The organism is Formosa sp. F44, assembly GCF_056238645.1.
The window spans coordinates 575,805-595,406 of sequence record NZ_JBWDLJ010000003.1 but is presented as its reverse complement, the minus strand read 5'-3'; the positions used below and the strand labels follow the sequence as shown (position 1 = coordinate 595,406).

General features: G+C 33.6%; 18 protein-coding genes. 17 read left to right on the top strand and 1 reads right to left on the bottom strand.

Annotated features, from left to right (window positions below):
- Window positions 1-8 precede the first annotated feature (8 nt).
- The 4 genes from AC0UBM_RS12570 to AC0UBM_RS12555 are packed head-to-tail and all read left to right on the top strand — an operon-like array spanning window position 9 to window position 6,198.
- Window positions 9-1,328 (top strand): hypothetical protein, encoded by a 1,320-nt coding sequence (locus AC0UBM_RS12570; protein WP_475688821.1) that lies wholly within the window; start codon window positions 9-11, stop codon window positions 1,326-1,328.
- Window positions 1,301-1,981 carry a chromosome partition protein MukE gene (locus tag AC0UBM_RS12565; protein ID WP_475688820.1) on the top strand — a complete coding sequence of 227 codons (681 nt, stop codon included), beginning with the start codon at window positions 1,301-1,303 and terminating at the stop codon, window positions 1,979-1,981. Before AC0UBM_RS12570 ends, AC0UBM_RS12565 begins: the two co-directional genes overlap by 28 nt.
- A complete protein-coding gene (locus tag AC0UBM_RS12560) occupies window positions 1,971-5,267 on the top strand; it encodes a hypothetical protein (RefSeq protein ID WP_475688819.1) in 3,297 nt (1,098 codons plus the stop codon). The genes AC0UBM_RS12565 and AC0UBM_RS12560 overlap by 11 nt, the downstream gene beginning before the upstream one ends.
- On the top strand, window positions 5,260-6,198 hold the full coding sequence (locus AC0UBM_RS12555; RefSeq protein WP_475688818.1) for a hypothetical protein: 939 nt from the start codon (window positions 5,260-5,262) through the stop codon (window positions 6,196-6,198). Before AC0UBM_RS12560 ends, AC0UBM_RS12555 begins: the two co-directional genes overlap by 8 nt.
- Before the next feature lie 88 nt (window positions 6,199-6,286).
- On the opposite strand, the gene AC0UBM_RS12550 is transcribed toward AC0UBM_RS12555, so the two are convergent.
- A complete protein-coding gene (locus AC0UBM_RS12550) occupies window positions 6,287-6,919 on the bottom strand; it encodes an N-acetylmuramoyl-L-alanine amidase family protein (protein WP_475688817.1) in 633 nt (210 codons plus the stop codon).
- Between the two features lie 189 nt (window positions 6,920-7,108).
- On the opposite strand from AC0UBM_RS12550, the gene AC0UBM_RS12545 reads away from it, so the two are divergent.
- From AC0UBM_RS12545 to AC0UBM_RS12485, 13 genes are all read left to right on the top strand, one after another.
- Window positions 7,109-7,396 carry a hypothetical protein gene (locus AC0UBM_RS12545; RefSeq protein ID WP_026813281.1) on the top strand — a complete coding sequence of 96 codons (288 nt, stop codon included), beginning with the start codon at window positions 7,109-7,111 and terminating at the stop codon, window positions 7,394-7,396.
- 2 nt (window positions 7,397-7,398) lie between these two features.
- Window positions 7,399-7,683, top strand: a complete 285-nt coding sequence (locus AC0UBM_RS12540; RefSeq protein ID WP_076547023.1) for a hypothetical protein — start codon at window positions 7,399-7,401, stop codon at window positions 7,681-7,683.
- A complete protein-coding gene (locus tag AC0UBM_RS12535) occupies window positions 7,670-10,072 on the top strand; it encodes a TraG family conjugative transposon ATPase (protein ID WP_475688816.1) in 2,403 nt (800 codons plus the stop codon). The genes AC0UBM_RS12540 and AC0UBM_RS12535 overlap by 14 nt, the downstream gene beginning before the upstream one ends.
- A gap of 4 nt (window positions 10,073-10,076) precedes the next feature.
- Window positions 10,077-10,691, top strand: a complete 615-nt coding sequence (locus AC0UBM_RS12530; protein WP_051315574.1) for a hypothetical protein — start codon at window positions 10,077-10,079, stop codon at window positions 10,689-10,691.
- Between the two features lie 2 nt (window positions 10,692-10,693).
- Window positions 10,694-11,536, top strand: coding sequence for a hypothetical protein (locus AC0UBM_RS12525; RefSeq protein ID WP_475688815.1), 843 nt, complete (start codon window positions 10,694-10,696; stop codon window positions 11,534-11,536).
- 11 nt (window positions 11,537-11,547) lie between these two features.
- Window positions 11,548-12,162, top strand: a complete 615-nt coding sequence (locus AC0UBM_RS12520; RefSeq protein WP_026813276.1) for a conjugal transfer protein TraK — start codon at window positions 11,548-11,550, stop codon at window positions 12,160-12,162.
- A gap of 121 nt (window positions 12,163-12,283) precedes the next feature.
- Entirely contained in the window at window positions 12,284-13,213 is a 930-nt protein-coding gene (gene traM, locus AC0UBM_RS12515; RefSeq protein WP_475688814.1) for a conjugative transposon protein TraM, read from the top strand.
- Window positions 13,214-13,244: 31 nt separating this feature from the next.
- Complete coding sequence (locus tag AC0UBM_RS12510; protein ID WP_475688813.1) at window positions 13,245-14,102, top strand: DUF4138 domain-containing protein; 858 nt, start codon at window positions 13,245-13,247, stop codon at window positions 14,100-14,102.
- 7 nt (window positions 14,103-14,109) lie between these two features.
- Window positions 14,110-14,472 carry a hypothetical protein gene (locus AC0UBM_RS12505; protein WP_475688812.1) on the top strand — a complete coding sequence of 121 codons (363 nt, stop codon included), beginning with the start codon at window positions 14,110-14,112 and terminating at the stop codon, window positions 14,470-14,472.
- Window positions 14,473-15,051: 579 nt separating this feature from the next.
- The gene (locus AC0UBM_RS12500) at window positions 15,052-15,339 is read left to right on the top strand and encodes a helix-turn-helix domain-containing protein (RefSeq protein ID WP_475688811.1); all 288 of its coding nucleotides are present in this window, start codon (window positions 15,052-15,054) and stop codon (window positions 15,337-15,339) included.
- A 100-nt stretch (window positions 15,340-15,439) separates the two neighbouring features.
- Entirely contained in the window at window positions 15,440-18,253 is a 2,814-nt protein-coding gene (locus AC0UBM_RS12495) for an SNF2-related protein (protein ID WP_475688810.1), read from the top strand.
- A gap of 1 nt (window position 18,254) precedes the next feature.
- Window positions 18,255-19,004 (top strand): DUF3800 domain-containing protein, encoded by a 750-nt coding sequence (locus AC0UBM_RS12490; RefSeq protein WP_475688809.1) that lies wholly within the window; start codon window positions 18,255-18,257, stop codon window positions 19,002-19,004.
- On the top strand, window positions 19,001-19,498 hold the full coding sequence (locus AC0UBM_RS12485) for a hypothetical protein (RefSeq protein WP_475688808.1): 498 nt from the start codon (window positions 19,001-19,003) through the stop codon (window positions 19,496-19,498). Before AC0UBM_RS12490 ends, AC0UBM_RS12485 begins: the two co-directional genes overlap by 4 nt.
- Window positions 19,499-19,602 lie beyond the last annotated feature (104 nt).

Here is a 19,602-nt window from a genome sequence, read left to right as displayed (position 1 = left end):
TCGTAATTGTGGATAGTTTTAACCTCTACAGAGAAGCAAAAGACCAGTATGATAAATTAATTCCTGAGAGAAATGACGGATTAATTCTTCTATCACTTTATGCTAAATATAAAGATAACGATTTTACCGAAGAGAACATCATTGCCGCTATAACCAAGGTTTTCAAAGACCAAGGTAATGATAGTTCTCGAACAGAGTACAATAGAAACAATGCTATCATTCTAAGATTTCAAGAGTCATTTTTATGGCGTAATACTTCAAAAAGAACCTATCAATTCAAGAAGTATGGACTAGAGCTCTGCCAGAACATCGAGAAACGATTGATTGAGAAATACAATCCAGCAAAGATTAAGAGATTCTTTGCTGAACTATACAAAAGCCTTACCGAAAACATAAATGAAAACAAGAATTTCAATGAATGGATTGAAGACCATTTTGAATTAAGACTTCCTGAGCTAACAACACAAATAGAAATTTTAGACCAGCAGGTCAACGAGTCTGTAAAGGATTTTAAAACAGGAATAAAATCTAAAGACCAAAACATACTTTCTTCTTTAAAAGAAATTGAAATTCGTCTAGAAATTATTAAAGAACAAGCATCTGAGCTTAGAAATGCATTTCAGATATCATATGACATAGACGACTTATTAATAGGTCTTCTAGAAAACAACAATGAGCAAATTAACACTTTAGACATACAACGAGTTCAGAATTTTCACAATAACTCTAGAAGCCAGTTAGAGCAGGTTAGTAAAAGAATTGAAAAGATAAAACCTAGAATTAGAGAGTTCATCTACGACTTTAATCAAAAGAATTTTGACAGAAAAACCAAAAGGTTCATTGACCATTTGCTTGAAAAATCTACCGTAATAAGAGAAGGTAGCTCTAAGCGAATACAACTTCCAGATAATTTACCCAGATTAGCTATAACATCCGCTGTTCACAATCTTAAACTCAACGTAATACCCAATAGAAATATAAGTCCAAAACTACCTATTACGGTTACCAAGAGAACTGTGGATACTGTTAAAAGAAAAGAGTTACTAGAAAAGACATTAAAATGGAAAAGAGATAAAGAAAAAATTGGATACTGGACTAAACTAGCATTTGAAGAATTGGAAGAAAACGGGATGTTGGACTTTACACCATTCTTCTTTAAAATTCTTAAAGAAGACCGAATTACTATAGCAGTAAAAACAGCACATAACATTATAAGAAAAAATACAACTTATAGGAATAAGTATAAAGTAGAAATTAAAAAAGAATCAACGTTCGACAGCACAAAAAAAGGCATATCAATATGGCAGATGACCCTACAGAGAAAATAGAACCATACAGTTTTCTATACAATAAAAGGGCAAAAAGCATTTTTGCCAAGATAGATTACACACTCAGAAATGGCATACATATTCAAAGAGAATATCCTAAAAACGTAAATCTCTATAGATTTTTAAGTGATACAGACAATTATGAATCGCTAAAAAACTACTATGAAGATTTTTACAATTTGAATCTAGTAAAGGAAGGTAGTGATTTTAACAGTTACTATTATCTCAACTTAAATGATGATGGCACAAGCAATGTTCCCTCTGACAACAGAGATTACTTAAGAAGCGAATATATAATTATTGGGATGCTCTTTTTAAAGATGTACAAGTTAGATGGAAACATTGAACTAGATACTGTTACTGAATTTACTTCGCTACTCTATGAAGAATATGAGGAACAGAAGAATGCATTAAGAAAGTTAATAAATGACAATTCTTCCGACAAGAGTACAGATTTAGGTGACAAAAAATTTGAGAGTGTAATTGCCAAATCATTTGAGAAATTTGGGGACTTAGGCTGGTTAATGTGGGATAAAGAAGATGATAAAAACAAATTTAAGGTTATGCCTTCCTTTGAGCGTTTGCGTATTATCTACCAACCACAGATTGAAACCATTGATGATTTAATTAAGGAAGTAAAAGATGCAGAATAACTACCCTCGAATATACAGCCTTTCTACGATAGGCATTAAACAGCATTTTAATGCTGACTATCTTTTTCATCCTTACAGAACGGATTTTAGTGGTGAAAGCGGAAGCGGAAAAAGTATGATAGCAGATATGATTCAATTGATTCTTGTAGGTTCAAATGAATTTAAGTCTGCAACGCAAGGTAATAGACAAAGAGATGTAAAAGGAATGCTTATTTCCCAAAAGGGAAAATCATCTACTAGAGGTTATATTTTTCTAAATATTGAAATTAAACCTAAAAACTATATTGTTGTTGGCGCTTATATTGAAGGCACGAGTAATGCTGCTGAAATGTTCATTATTCAAAATGGATATGATTGGAATGAGTTAACCCCATTGAATAAGCCTGTTTTAAATAAAGACTTGATTATAAATAATAAAGTTGATACGTTAAACAATCTTTGTGATAAAATTGAATTTGCTAGGATGAAATCCTTTAGACGAAAAAACTACCACCAAATTTTATTTGATAGTAGTATCGTATCCCTAGACTTAACTAAAAGTGAAACACTTAAAACGTATGCAAATATTTTAAGGTCTTTTAGCAGAGGAAAAGGTTTTAAAACAGAATCTGAAAATTTAAAAAAGTTCCTTTTTGGTGATGATGAGCAAAATGCCATAATGGATAAATATAACGAGGAAGTCAACAATATAAGTAACGATTTTCACGAACACATAAGATATACAGATGAAATTAAGCAGATAAATGACAAACAAGTTTTGCTGAAAACTGCACTAGAGAAGCAAAAGGAATACAAAGCGATATACACAACTTATCTAACCAAAAAGTTCAATTATTGGAACGGTATTCGTGAAAATACAATAAATAAAAAAGGCGAAATAAATACCAAACTATATCAGAAAAAAGTTGAACAGGATTTTGTTCAGAAGGAAATACTAAGAATTCAAATAATTGACCTAAAAGAGCTTTTAAGTACTAAAGAAAAAGTTCTAAATCTCTCAAAAAAAGACAAGGACAACAATGATGTAGAAAGACGGTTTTATGAAATTAGCCAATCCAAGCTACAGATTGAGGTAACTCAAAAATGGTTTGATACTAATAATAATGATATAGAAAAAGTAAGAGAGTGGTTTACGTCTGAACGTTCTGAAAATGTAAATAAATTAGCATTACAAGATTTTACAAAACACCTCTCTGATAGTAATATTTTAGATGTTTTTAAAAAGTCAAATTGGTTAAGCGATTACCAAAAAGAGAATGAAGTGTACTTTAAAAAAATTGAAGATTTAGATAAGAAAATAGCAGAGCTAAAATCACTATCCAAATTTTCAGATTCAAATGACCAAGAATCTCTGGTAAATTGGGCATTAGATAATTTAGAATTTCCGCTTTCACACGCAGAAGAAAGTATCTTGAAATATTTTCAGAAATATGGAAAGATTAAACCATCGGAAGTTAACTCTAAACGGTATGTTCCCTTTCCAGAGTTACTATTTCAAGATTTAAACGCCAATATCAAGGGAAAAAGCAAAAAAGGGTTTTGGCTAAATTTAGATGGTGTTTATGAATACATATCGTATTCAGAAGATAGAGCTCTTAATGTTGAAAATCCTGAATCTGTAAAAGATTCGTTATCAAAATTTAAGGAAGGTATTGAAGAAAAATTAACTCAATATATTGGTGAAAAACAAAATGAAGAAGTCCTAAAGAATGCGTTGTTTAAATTCTCTAATCTTGAAAAGCACATTGAGCTCTTCAAAAGAAAAGACGAGTTATTGAACTTTAAAATTGATAATAGTTTAATTGACCTTTCTGAAGAGTCCTTTAATCTTCATTTGAAAACATTTAAAAACAAGAACACTATCTTAAAGCAGTACAATTCTTTACAAAAAGAATTTGAAGAATTTACCATTAGAAAAAGTTTACTGGAAGGCTATCAAAAAACGATTGAAAAATTAAAAACAAATCTATTTGAAAACGAAATTTCAGTAGATGCTCAGCTAATTAAGGAAAAAATTGCTTCTAATAATGAATATCTAGAAGAGCAAGAAGAATCCTTAAAAGAAAAAATTTTTGATGAAAAATTATTTCTTAAGACTTTTACTAAAGAAATCATTACGCAACAAAAACTTACTGAGTTAAAGTTTGAGCTTTCAGGAAAGTTAAAAGACCTCGAAAAAGACATTATAGATACAGATAAACTAATCTCTTTAGCTCAAGCAGAAATAGAGCAAACTGAGTTATTAAATGAGCAGCTGTTCAAAAACTCAATAGAATTTAATGGTAAGGCTAAGGAAACAGCAAACCCTGACGATGGCGGTTACAATTCAACTCAAAACAAAGCCAATACAGCACAGCAGGCGTATATTGAATATCTGAAACTGATTACCAAAGACCTTCCGTATGATGAAACTGCTACTATTGGTCAATTAGCCAACTACCTTCTTCCAACCGTATTCCCTTCTTCAAAAGTAGATGAAGATTTAATTTCAAATGATATCGTTGATAGACTAAGCAAGCTCACGCAAGATATTCAGGAAATTGGCTCAAGAAAAGTAGATATCATAGGAAGTGTTTTTAATGATGTTTACAATGTTTATCGAAAGCATCTAACAAAAATTAACGATATAAACGAGTATTTAAAGAAGGACAATAAGGAAATTACAGGTGGTAATAAAGCATCGCTTACTTTTAAAAAATCCATCCATTATCCCGAAAATTGGCTGAGTACTTTTAGAAAGCAACTACAGACTCAGATGAATTATACTGGGCTTTTTAGCGACCTTCGCGATGAAATTGACATTAATAGAATGATGATTAGGGCGTTTCAGAAGCTTGGTGGTAGCACCAAAGTTTTACCTGAGGATTTAATGAACCCAACCTCTTATTTCGATTTAGTATTTGAACTAAAACTTGAAAATGAAGATGTCAACTCTGGCAGTAATGGGCAAACATACGCAGCCAATGCATTACTGTGTTTGGCTAGATTATCACTAATAGAGGAAAAGGACAAAAAAGGCTTAAAAATTATGCCTATTGATGAAGCCGAAGGCTTGGGTAGCAATTACGATATGCTTCACGAACTGGCAAAAAAAGAAGAGTATCAGATAATTACAATGGCTATTGAGACTGCTGGCGAAATCACAGATGATGGACAGTATATTTATATTATGAATGAAAATAACTTAGCCAATGTTGACAGCTTTGTTCCGCCTCTAGGTATATTTTCTGATGATGTGACCGAGGATATAGAAGAATATATAAAATCACTTTCTGACGATGAATAAAAACGTAACCTGGAAAGAATTAAAAGCTCTCGATGACATATACCGTTTGAAGAAATCAAGAGCAATCATTCAGAACCATCCGTATATTAAGCATCTTATTTATGATGAAGGAATTCTAGATTTAAAGCCAGATAACACTAAAGTTATAGTCACAACAGATAGATTTGAAGCCTTTTACGAAAAAGAATTTAAAAGGACTTTTAACGAAGCTAAAAAGTTTCTTACTGAAAACGACATAAAACCGACTGCTAATAAAGCATTCACAATTGAAGAAATAAAATCGTTAATGTTCATCGCTGAGAATAAGGAAGAATTAAGAAGCAACCCAACTACGATAGAAGATTTCTCAAATGAATTTTTTGACATTTCTAAACACCTCAAGCATCGGAAAAGTGTTAAAGATGCAGTATTTAAGATATTAGATATAGAGAGGTTTTCTCTAGATAAAAAAGAGAATCATTGGCGTTTGGTCATAGATAATAAAAACCCACTCGCTGTTGTAATGTGTGAGAATAAGTCCTATCTAAAACAACCTTGGATTGCCAAAGAAACACAAACTAAATTATGGTATGTAGGTGGAAATAATATTGCTATTATTGATGACATAGATGAATCTGACCTTTCTAAACCTATCTACTATTCTTGTGATTGGGATTTAGCAGGTTTACAGATTTTTTCGAGAATAAAAGCTAAGTTAGAAAAACGCAAAAAAAAAATCCATTTATTGTTTCCAAATGAACCGCATAAAAGAATCAGTACTTATATACCGTACCACAAAAGTCATTGGGATTTGACAAAGACTTTGTCTGGACTAGTGCTGGAAACTTTTACCATAAAGGAACTTGAGCTAATTAAAACCCTTATTGATAAAGAAGAGTGGATTGAAGAAGAATCTTTCGATATAGTAAAAATGATTAAGGACGTTCTATAGTTTCTTTTTCGGTAAAAAATGTTTGTAAACTTCAATGATTACAAGCTTAATTATCTTGATAATTTCTGTTCCAAGCTCTTTCATAATTCTAATTTTTAATTAAACTTTCTAATAACGCTAAAGCTAGTATCTGGTAAGATATTTGGTTTTTATAATAACGACTTTCATCGGTATTACTCAAAAACCCCAATTCCAAAAGCACGGAAGGACAAAAACCAACTGTTTCTCGAAGCACTTGAAAGTTGGCAAACTTCACACCTCTACTTTCATATCCTATCGCTGTGCAAAGCATTTTTTCAATTTGATAGCCGACAAAAACAGATTCTTTAGAATACTTCGCTTGTTTCTTTGAAGCATAAACTTCAATTCCTCTTGCATTTGGATTATCCGAATGATTACAATGCAACGACACAAATAAATCTGCTTTTAAGATTTTGGCGAGCCTTATTCTATCAGATAATGAAATAAGTGTGTCCTTATACCTGGTCAAATAAATATCTAAAGGTTTTCCTAATTCTTTATTTAGCTTCAAAATGGCATTCGCAATATCCAATACGATGTCCTTTTCTTGAATTTTATTTATACCAATTGCACCAGCATCTTTTCCACCGTGTCCAACGTCTATAATTATTCTTTTTTGAGCACTCATTTCTTGTCCAAAAACGATGCACATTTTTAGAAGCAAAAAGACAAAACTGACGTTTTTGAGCACTTTCTTCATTTTTAATTTTCAGGTTATCAACAACTTCCCTTTAAAAATCCATAGGATTTGATGCTAAATAATAACAACCGAATTCAAATAGAATCAAATAATATTTTATTCACAAATTACTGATTTACAGTATTTTATGTTCAAATATATGTAAATTTCTACTAACGAAAACAACATAAAAATCTAAACAATTTTATTATGAAAAAATCACTCTATTTAGCATCATTTCTTTCACTCTTATCCACTTCGCTTTTTGCTCAAATTGGTGGTATTGAAGATTCAGTTAATGATGTTGGCGACACTATCAGAACTATTTTTCCAATTTTATTAGGTGTCATCTTCCTAGTTGGCTTCCTGTTTAATGCAGGACATTTCTTTGGAGAAAATGCAGATCTTAAAAAAGGAATTACTAGAGTACTAGTATTTGTTTTGATTGCTGGTGCAGTAGTCGGCATCTTCACATACTTAATCGGAATCGTAGTGTAACTATGAAGAAGTTTGAGGTCTATAAAAACATCAGGAAGCGGGCGGTCATTTTTGGGTTGCCAATTTCCTTGTTTGCATTAATGATGGTTGCGATTCTTGCTTCGTTATTAATCATCATTTTTTCATTCAGCTTCTTAATGATAATAGGTGTTATGGTTTTTAATGCAGCCTTATACATCGCTCTTACAAGGATGGCTAATAATCCACAACTTTTTCAAACAGCTAAAGCCTTCCCTAAAATAATAAGTAACAAAAGAAATTCTGGCTTCGATTATGAACAAGATTAATCTTTCAGCATATAACCCTATTACGGATATTCAAGACAATATCATATTTGCCAATAATGGCAATGTCGTCCTATGCTATGAAGGAACGCTACCAGAAATCTATTCACTATCTGAAAAAGACTTCGAGGACATACACGGTGCTTGGTTTCAGGCTTTAAAATCATTGCCCATTGGTACGGTGGTTCAAAAACAGGATATCTACCTAAAGAAAATATACACTTCAGAAAAGCTTCCGAATACAACCTTTTTAGAAAAAGCCACACACGATCATTTCAAAGGGCGTGACTATATGGAACATCGTTGCTTTTTGTTCTTTACGCTCACTAAGAACAAAGCGTTGAATAATTCAAAATATGTCAACCCTTTTCGTAAAGTTTCCAAAGGAATTGTTCAACAATTGGATGATAACGTTAAGAGCTTCATCGGTTCAGTAAGCGATTCTATCTCCTTTATAAATAATAGCCGAAAGATGACCTTCGTTTCGCTTAAAGCAAAAGAGATACAGCAACTCACAAATGGCTATTTCAATGGCTTCAATGATGGGTTTGATACCGATATCATACTAGATAAAAAAAGCGTCAATATTGGCGAAAACCATTTTGATGCCCTGGCTATCAATAGCGAACTGTGCTTTGGCGAAAGTGTACAGAGTAGCAAGACCAATGAGAAATTCACATCTGACGATTTTGTGTTTCATCAAGGGTTTATTGATGGCTTAGGGCTTACGCTTAATGAGAATCACATAGTCAATCAAATTTTGTATTTGGATGACAAACAGAAGTGGCGCAAGCTGCTTGATAAGAAAGTTGAAGAACTGAACAAAAGTTCCAATTTCGGCTCTCAGAACAAAGTGGTACTAGGCAAAATTCAACACATTCTCGAGCAGATTAATGCCGATGATAATGCACGAATAATCCGTGGTCATCTAAACATTGTGTATTGGGATAAGAACCCTGAAAATTTAAGTCGAATCGGTTCAAAAATTAAAACTGAGTTTAAAGAACTGGACATCATCCCATACTATCCAAGAGGCGAAGAGCGGAAGAACTACATCCTTAATAGTTACTTCTGTTTTTCTTCTAATTTTTCAAATAACGACTTATATGTAACGGATTTGAAACACGCTTTATGTCTGTTCATTAATAACACCAATTACAATTCGGATGCCACAGGAATCATCTTTAACGATAGAGAACATAATGTACCTGTTCTAAAAGATGTTTGGGACGAACGGAAGAAACGTATAAAAGCACGGAATTTTGCCATTTTCGCACCAACAGGCGAAGGGAAATCATTTTTGGCCAATAATATTCTGCGTCAATATTTTGAAAGTGGTGTCCGTCTGGTCATCATCGACTTGGGTGGTTCTTACACCAAATTCGCAAAACTATATCCTGAGAAATATACCGTACTCAGATATGAAAGCGGAAAGAACTTAGGCATCAATCCTTTTTACATCAGCGATGTAAAAGATTTGACACCGGAACGGTTGGAAGACTTGTCCGTTTTCCTGTTTGAACTGTTTGCTTCAGATTTAAAAGTGACCAAGGCACAATCTGTTTCTGTCAAGAAAATACTGAAACATTATTACGATAGTACACCGGAAAATCACTCATTGGATGGTTTTTACAGCTTTATAGAAGTAAACCAAAAAGACCTTCTAAACACTCTAAAAATCCATCCCGACTACTTCAACGTCACAAGCTTTTTGCACGTAATGTCCGAATATGTCGGCGATGGTCTATACAGCTTCTTGTTTGAGGTAAGCGAAGACCAGACCTATAAGATTGAGGACAAACGATTGATTGTTTTTGAACTGGATGAAGTAAAGGATAACAAGGAAATCTTGTCCGTAATGTTGAAGTTGATTAAGTCAGCTATCCAAAGAACCATTTGGAAGAATAGAGCTGAAAAAGGTATCATCCTATTTGATGAGTTTGCCAAGCAGTTAAAGTTTGACAACGTACTGGAAAGTGTAGAATTCTACTACCAAGCTATTCGTAAACAAAATGGTGCTATTGGTATTATTCTGCAATCTATTAATCAGCTACCCAATAATTCCACATCAGCAAGCATACTGGAAAACACACAAATCATCTACAGCCTAAACAATGAAAAAGGCTATGACGAATTAGTTAAACGTCTCAATCTATCCAGCCACGACCTTAATCAATTAAAGTCTATCAAAAACAACCTTTCTGGACCACAGAAGTACACCGAAATGTTTATCAAAATAGGAAAGGAAAGTAACATTTTTCGTCTTGAAGTTCCGAAAGAAGTGTACGCAGCTTACTTGACCGATGGACAGGAAAATGAAGAAATAATGAAGCTCTACAATGAGCATAACGATATGGAAAAAGCAATAATTCAATTCACATCTAAAACATAATATTATGAAATCGAAGATTCACGAATACCAAAACAAATTTTCACCAATAAGTAAAACAAAAATCTTAGTACTAGCAATCGCATTGCTGTTTAGCTTAAATATTAAAGCCCAAGGAATGCCCACTTATGACAACACCAATTTTATCAGTTTGGTAAAACAACTTTTGGAATCAGGTAAACAGACGGCTCAAATGATTAAGTCTGTAAAATTCTTAAAAGATGCTAAAGAAGCCATCGAGCAAGTATCGAGCGTGGTTCAACAACTTAATGCTGTCCAAGAAATTGCAGACAACAATCAGCACCTTATAAATGTAATGCAAAATGATTTACAAGACATACTAAACTCTCCATACATTAAACCCGATGAAGTTAGTAGAGTTGTAGAATCCTTCGATGCCATAGTTCAAAACTCATTAGAAACGGTAGATTTTATTGATGAAATTCTATCCAGCGATTACCTAAAAATGAGCGATGCCGAACGCGCTGAAATCCTAAAGCAGAAAGAAATGGAATCCAAGCAAATGGTGTCTAACATCATTACAAAAACCAAACGCTATAAGAATATTATTTCCTTCAGAAAAATGCAAGACAAAGTCAATAATCGAGAAACAGAATACTAAAAATGACCGCAACCATACTTTTAGGGATTGGACTGGAATACATAGATGCGGTTTTCCAGACCATACAGAGCAGCAACTTTTCGCAATACACCATTGCCGGAATGAAAACGCTTGCTGTTCTGTTCTTTTTAATCAATATTCTTAAAAAATATAATGAAGGTGTAGCGGATAAAGATGGTTACACCTGGGGATTAAGTCCAGGGGATTTGATGAAGAATTTTGCCATCGTCATATTAGTAATTTTCTCAACGCAGGTGTTAGGGTTTTTTGATGGTATTTTAGTGGCCATTGAAGGACAATATCGAGGCACAGCACCTGCTTTGCTTCCTTTGCAAATGCAAGACATTCCCATAGAAGAAGACGTTAGTATCATCGAGGTTGCGCAAGCAGCTATGACGCTCTTATATGAAGCTTTAGTAACACCACTCTACGGTTTCAAGATATTTGCATTTATCATAAGTCTTTTTCTTTGGGTTTTGGATTTGTTTATCTATCCGCTATTCTTGGCAGAGCGCTTCTTCCTTTTAGGAATAATGCAAGCGTTTTTTCCATTGGTCATTAGCCTTGCAGTATTTGAAAAGTTTCGTTCGCTTGCCTACACGTTTTTTAAATTGTACGCTGCGGTCTATATGTTGGTACCTGCTTTCTTTCTAGTAAACGTATTTATCAATGCGCTCTACACGGAAATGAACACTAACTTTTGGACGAATTTATTCGGTACTGATGTTGGAAGTGGATTTTTCGCACCTGTTGTTCAACTCGGCACGGTAGGTTTTATCGTCTTCCTAAAATTCAAGTTGTACAAACGTGCCACATCCTTCACACTTAGATTGTTTACCAGTTAACTCCTTATTGAATGAAAACACCATATAAGAATATTTATAAAGTCCTAAAATTAAATCGGTTTATCGTTTTGGTAGTCGTTGTCTGTGGATTGCTATCTAGCACATTTTCTATTTGGATGACATTTACTACCAATAAAAGAGCGCTAAATAGTGCTTTTGCAATTAATACCGATGGTAGTATTATTCCTTTGAAACTCGTTACCCAAAAAGAAAATTTTCAAGTAGAAGCTTTATCACATTTAGATCTATTTCACAAGTACTTCTATAACATTGATGCGAGTAATTATGAGCGTAATTTAAAAAAAGCACTTTGGTTGGGTAACAGTTCTGTAGACAATTTATATCGCCAAAAAAAAGCCGATGGTGTATATAACAGGCTATTGCAATATTCATTGGTTCAAAAAGTATTAAGTATCGATTCTCAAATCGAGGAACAAAATGGGAATTTTATATTCCGAACGGTAACGGTTTTTGAAATCAATCGAGGTTCTATAATCGATACCTACGAACTGGTTTCCACTGGAAACCTAATTATCGTTGACCGAAACTTCCCTAACAATCCTCACGGACTATTGATTACAAACTATTTCGAGAACACCTTAAAAAAATTAAACGATGAAAATTGAGCCGATAATCGGCAATTAACAAAACCACGATTATGAAATGAGCCACATCAATTTTGAAAACTATTTTCAATGTTAAATGGCGAATTACATCTGACAAATAACAACAAATAAATATAAACAGATGAAAATAGAAAAGAATAAAATAGTATTTGCAGCGGTATTAGTCGTGATTTTCATATTCCTAATTTCCTATTCTATGATGGTTATGGGCGATGATAAAAGTGAAAATGAAAATCTTGAACAGACTTTAGTGCCAGATTTAGATGAAAACCAAAAAGAGTATGATTCTAAACTGGATGCTATCAATGATTTAAAAGAAGTGCGTGAAAATAATGCGCCAAGCATCTACGATGAAAAATTTTTGGATTCAACAGGTCTTTACAATCCTGATCTACCAGAACAGGAAAAGAAACGTATCGTAGATAGTATTTACGAGGCTGGCAAAATTCAATATTCCGAAAAGCGACACCAGAGCTTTGGGCAAAAGAAAATCACTCAAAATACTGCACAGCAAATAGACTCAGCCGATATCAAAAGAGAACAAAAAATAGATGCTAAAGAATTGGGTTTGGAACATCAACTGTTCTTTGCTGCTTCGCCGAAACCAAACGAAGTTTCGATTATTGGCAATACAGATGAAACCATTTATGTGGTTGTCGATGGCGACCAAATTGTGAAAGCAAATACCAGATTGCGAATGCGTCTTACAAAAGCTGCAACAATCAATAACAAATTGATGCCAAAGAACACACCAGTTTTTGGATTTATAAGCTTTCAGCCCAATCGGGCTTTAATTGAAATTGAAAATATAAAGCATCATCCCACCAAACTCAAAGCCTTCGATTTATCGGATGGTAGTGAGGGCATCTATGTACAAAACAATTTTCGAGCAGAAGCTACCACCGAAGTTATAGACGATATTGTTAGTGACATCAATATTCCTACCGTTCCACAAGTAGGCGGAATTACAAAAGTGTTTAGGCGTAACAATCGAAACATAAAAGTAACCGTACTAAATAATTACAGATTAATTCTAAAACCAAAATTATGAGCCCATAATGGGCATTTAAAAACGCACTCTTATGAAAAAGCATATCATTATTTCAGCTCTTATAATTATGTCCGCTATCGCACCTCGATTGTGCAGGGCACAAGCTAAAACGCAAACAAACACGGTCCTCGACACTATTTACGCAAACGACACTAAAAATGTTGCGCTATTTTTCCCAGAACCTATACGTCAGGGTATAACTGGTTCGGATAATTTTGTTTTTACCTACAATCGTGAGAAAGAACAATACTTTGGATTACTTCAGGCGAAGCCTGGGAAAGAAAGTAATCTACTGGTAGTCAACAGAAATGGATCAATTTTTTCGTATATTGTGAGGTATAAAAAGCAACTGTCTAAGCTCAATTACTTCATTCCTTTATCAAATAGTATTGGGAATGAAAAGCCATTAGTAAGTGATTCTATTCAGACTGCAACTGTTAAAGATAGTATAGATAACAGAACGTATTATTATCACAAATTCTGCTCTTATCTTCTTAACAGAAACCAGCGTATAGGTCGAATTAAGAAGCGAAACGAAGGCATTGTTTTGAGTGTTGAGAATATTGTTTTTGATAAAGAAGAACTCTACTTCGTTATCCAGATTGAGAATAATTCTACGTTGGATTACGATTTGAATTTCTTGAACCTTTCAATCGAGACTCGACAAAAAGGGAAAAAGAAATCTTTACAGAGTTTGTATCAAGAACCAATTTACAAACACCATCTACCATCAAAAATTGCTGAGGATAAGATGATACGATTCGTTTATGTGTTGCCCAAATTCTCATTATCTAATGACCGTAGGGCAATTTTGGAATTGAATGAAAAAGATGGCGAAAGAAATATTGAACTAAAAATATCACATAGATATATCAATAACCCAAATTAAAAATATTATGAAAAATTCAGTCATTTGCTCACTCCTACTTCTCTTCATTTCCTGTTCAGAAAATAAGAATACGTCCCCTTCAGAAACCGCAAAAATTGTTGCTGAAAGCTTTTTCTCTAAAGATGAATCAGTTCTTAAGAAGCATACAACACAGCAAGGATATAGTAGTTTGGTTACTGTACAAAATATGATACCAGATTCTGATAAAGAAATCGAGGTAGAAATTTTAGATGAAGCTATTGATGGCGAGATTGCTTGGGTAAAATATAGCTCTACCTATGATGGAAAATCTGGTATTTTTAAATTGGTTAAAGAGAATGGCCAATGGAAAGTCACTAATAAAGGGCCTAGAGAAAAAGGTCCTTTTTGAAAAAGAACTTTTATTAATTCTTTTCGAGGTTGATTTGCCAATATCCTTGCGTACCGCCGTTATGTGTTAAAAACTCTTTATTCTTAATATCTATAATATGTTTTCCAACAGCAAATTGGTTTATTCTTAAATTTCAGTAGAAGTAATAGAAGTATTGTTTGCAATTAATTGAAGGACTTATTTTTGTCTTTTAGCCAGATCTTCAGTTGCATCAATTACACCACTTTATTACTTAGCCTTTTCATAAACCTCTGCAGCAGTTTCTTTAGCAAAAAAAGTAATTCCAAGGAAGTTATTTGAAAAAAATAAAGCTCCCTTTTTTGTAATGCCATAAGATTCGAGGAATGCCGGAATCCAATTGTTCTACTAATGCCAATTCTTTGAAAATCTCATCTTTTATAATAGATTAGTTACCAAAAGTGTTTTAACGCAAAGAATCTGGGCAATTGGCAAAAAAAATAAGCTTATCTGAAAAATCAATTAATGTTGAAAACTCCTCAATAGTTTTTGGTTCGCTTTTCTTTTGTTTGTTGTACATTTGTCAATAATCAACAAATTGATTTATAACAAACAGAAGTAATGAACAAATTCGGGGATTTAATTAGAAACACAAGAGAAGAAAAAGAACTTTTACTTCGGCATATTGCAGCTGAATTAGATGTTGACACAGCTCTTGTAAGTAAAATTGAAAGAGGAGAAAAAACCGCAAAACGTGAACACGTTTTGGCTCTTGCTCAATTATACAGTATCGACCCAGATAAATTGATTGCTTTATGGTTAGCAGACCAAGTAGCTCATTTGGTAGAAAGTGAGCCACAAGCAGAACAAGCTATTAGAATAGCATTAAACAACATTATAGGTGAATAAATTATCAGCATACCACGCTAAATATTTTGCCTATGATTTAACAAGGCAATTACCTGCCAATGATATTGGCAAACTTACCGCATCCTTACAAGATGCTCAAGTGGACTTAAACCCTCATCAAGTAGAAGCAGCACTTTTTGCTTTTAAATCACCATTATCTAAAGGTGCTGTTTTGGCTGATGAAGTAGGTTTAGGAAAAACCATTGAAGCCGGTATCATACTATCACAACAATGGGCAGAAAGAAAAAGGAAATTATTAATTATTGGTCCTTCCAACTTGCGTAAGCAATGGAACAGAGAGTTAGCAGATAAATTCTATTTGCCTTCCGTTATTCTGGAAGCAAAGTCATTTAACAACTCGATTAAAGAAGGTAATCTAAATCCCTTTAATCAAGAAGATACGATTATCATTTGTTCGTATCATTTTGCTAAAAACAAAGCACCTTATCTAAAACACATCAATTGGGATTTAGTAATTATTGACGAAGCACATCGCTTACGCAATGTTTATAAACCCTCAAATAAAATAGGAAACGGCATCAAAGATGCCTTAGACCATTGCAAAAAAGTATTGCTTACTGCAACACCTTTGCAAAATTCTATTTTAGAGTTATACGGCTTAGTAAGCCTTATTGACCCTTATATTTTTGGCGATTTAAAAAGTTTCAAAAGTCAGTTTAGTAGGAATATAGATGAAGAAAACTATACAGATTTAAGAAACCGTTTACAGCCTATTTGCAAACGTACTTTAAGAAGGCAAGTTTTAGAATACATCAAATATACCGAGCGTAAGCCTTTAGTTCAGGAGTATTTCCCCAATGAAGATGAAACAACGCTTTACAATTGGGTAACGGACTATTTACAACGACAAAAACTGTATGCTTTGCCTTTCAGCCAAAGGCAATTAATGACCTTAATACTTCGTAAACTTTTAGCATCATCTACTTATGCCATCTACGGTACTTTAGATGCCTTAGTCAAGCGTTTGGAAAACATCATTACAAACCACAATACAATTGAGGAAGAAGATGAAATGACCATTGATTTTGAAACCTATGATGAAATTCAAGACGAATGGGAAAGCGAAGAAGAAGATGAAAGTGAAGCCGAAGATAATTTTGAGGAAGTAGTTTACACAGAAGAAGAAATTGAAGAAGTTAAAAGTGAATTAGCCGACTTAGAAAAGTTTAGAGCCTTGGCTCAACGCATTAGAAAGAACTCAAAAGCAGAACAATTATTCACTGCCTTAGAAAGAGGGTTTACAGCCTTAGAATCATTAGGTGCTAATCAAAAAGCACTAATCTTTACAGAGTCCAGAAGAACACAAGATTTTATTTGTAACCTACTGGAAGCAAGAGGATATGCAGATAAGGTAGTTAAGTTTAACGGAAGCAATGCAGATCAAAAATCAAAAGAGATTTATGCAGCTTATCTTAAAAAACACAAAGGCACAGATATTTTAACAGGCTCATTAACTGCCGATAAAAGAGCTGCCATAGTTGATTATTTTAAAGATGAAGCAACTATAATGGTGGCAACCGAAGCAGCTGCCGAAGGTATCAACTTACAGTTTTGCTCTTTGGTTATCAATTTCGACCTGCCTTGGAATCCACAACGTATTGAACAACGTATTGGAAGATGCCACCGTTACGGTCAAAAATATGATGTTGTAGTTATCAATTTCCTCAACAAAGCCAATGCGGCTGACCAGCGTGTTTATGAACTCTTAGACCAAAAATTCCGCTTATTTGATGGCGTTTTTGGGGCTTCTGATGAAGTTTTAGGAAGCATTGGCAATGGAGTTGATTTTGAAAAAAGAATCGCTACAATATACCAACAATGCCGTACCACAGAAGAAATACAAACGGCTTTTGATGATTTACAACAGGAACTGAAGCCTGATATTTCCGAAAAAGTACAGGAAACAAGAAAAGTGTTGATTGAAAACTTTGATGAAGAAGTAAGAGAGAAACTCAAAACCAATCTTTTTGAAAGTACCGAAAACCTTAACCGCTTTGAAGAACGATTATGGGATACCACAAAATTCTATCTAAACAGCTCAGCCCAGTTTGATGATGAAAACTACACGTTTACCTTAAAGAAAAATCCATTCCCTAATGTATCTATTCATCAAGGGCCATATATGATTTTGAAGCCCAAACAAGGGCAACGCAAGTCGGATATTGATGTTCCTGATGACACTAATATTTATCGTGTAGGCCATAAGTTAGCCAAAGAAATTTTAGGAGCTTGTAAGCGACTCAATACAGCAACAAAGGAATTAACCTTTGATTATTCCAATACCCCTACCAAAGTAACCGCATTGGAAAACTACTTAGGGCAATCGGGTTGGTTGCAGGTAAGCCATTTAGAAATCAATTCTTTTGAGTTTGAAGATTTTTTAATCACGGCTTGCATTACGGATGATGGCGAAACCATTGATAATGAAATTGCTCAACGCTTCTTTTCTATTCAAGCTACGGAAGGGCAAACGCTTTATGCTTCAGACGATATTAAAAAGACCTTAGAAGAAGTATTGTATAGCGAAACGCAAAGCGTTATTTCAGATAATGCCAACCGTAACAAAGACTTTTTTGATACCGAAATGGATAAGCTCGACCAATGGGCAGATGATATGAAGTTGAGTTTAGATAAGGAAATCAAAGACTTAGATGCAGAAATCAAACTTCGTAAATCCGAAGCTAAAAAAATGTTGAATCTGGAAGCCAAAGTAAAAGCCCAAAGAGCCATTAAGGATTTAGAAAAGAAACGAAGCGAAAAACGCCAACACCTTTTTGAAGCCCAAGATACCATAGACGACCGCAAGGAAAACCTATTAGACGAGATTGAAAGACGTTTAAAGCAAGAAGTTAATACCACCGAATTATTCACCATTAAATGGAAGATGATTTAATATGAGAGAACACATAAACATATATTGTGATGAAAGTTGCCATCTCCAAAACGATAAACAATCGGTTATGGTTTTGGGTGCTATTCATTGCCCAGCTTCCAAAAAGGATGAGATTTTTTTAAGAATAGATGAATTAAAAAGAAAATACAACCTCATACCAAAGTATAATAAACACCCAAAGGAAAACAGAACCTATTATGAGATAAAATGGAATAAGGTTTCTAAAAGTCAAATAGACTTTTATAGGGATGTTATTGATTACTTCTTTGATGATGATGATTTATCATTTCGTGTTTTAGTAGTACCTGATAAATCTTTATTAGACTACGAAAAATATGGTCATACTCACGATACCTTTTATTACAAAATGTATTTCAGTATGCTTAAAGCCATACTTCAACCCGAATTTGCTCATAATATTTACATAGATATTAAAGATACTCGAAGCACAGAGAAAGTACATAAGTTAGAAAAAGTATTGAGGAATGATAAATACGACTATAACAAAGAAATCATCAAAAAAGTACAGCAGGTTCGTTCTCACGAAGTTGAATTAGTCCAACTGGCAGACTTACTTATTGGTGCGGTTTCTTATGTGAATAGAGGTTTGAATACAAGTGAAGCAAAAAATGAATTGATAGAAAGAATACGACAGCGTTCAAGATATTCATTATTAAAATCTACACTTATCAAGGAAAGGAAGTTTAATATTTTTATTTGGGAATCTTCTAAATACATCAGTACAATATGAGCGAAGTAGAAGAATTAATATTCCCAGACTTAGAATATTTTGAAGATTACAACGGTAATTTTCAAAATTACTTTCAAGCAGTTTATAAAATCTTTGAATCTGATTTTATCAAAAAGCAACCCAATTATGAAGGGCTAATTGTGAAAGTAAGAAAATACCCTTTGGTGGATGGCATTCACAAAACGTTTTATCACATTACCCATCAAGGTGAAGATGAAAATAATAGAACGCCAGATTTCAGAAGAATGGAGCGAATGAGATTCCCAAAGTTTGTAATTGACAACAACGAGCATAAAGAAATTTTAATCTGGAAAAACACAAGAGGTAGAGATGAAAGAATAGTACTGTTTAATGAAGAAGAAAATTACATTGTGGTTCTTGCTGAAAGAAGCGATTCATTCCTATTCATCACAGCTTACTGCATAGAGACAGAACATAGAAAAAGAAAATTAATGAAAGAATATGAAACCTATAAAAAAGCCAAAACCGCTTAGGGTTGCTAAACGGTTCCTTATACTCCTTTAACGCTTACAGTCCTAAGACTTGGTTACTGAGCTGCTGCAAAGGTACAAATATTTTTGAAATTAGAGAATATTGG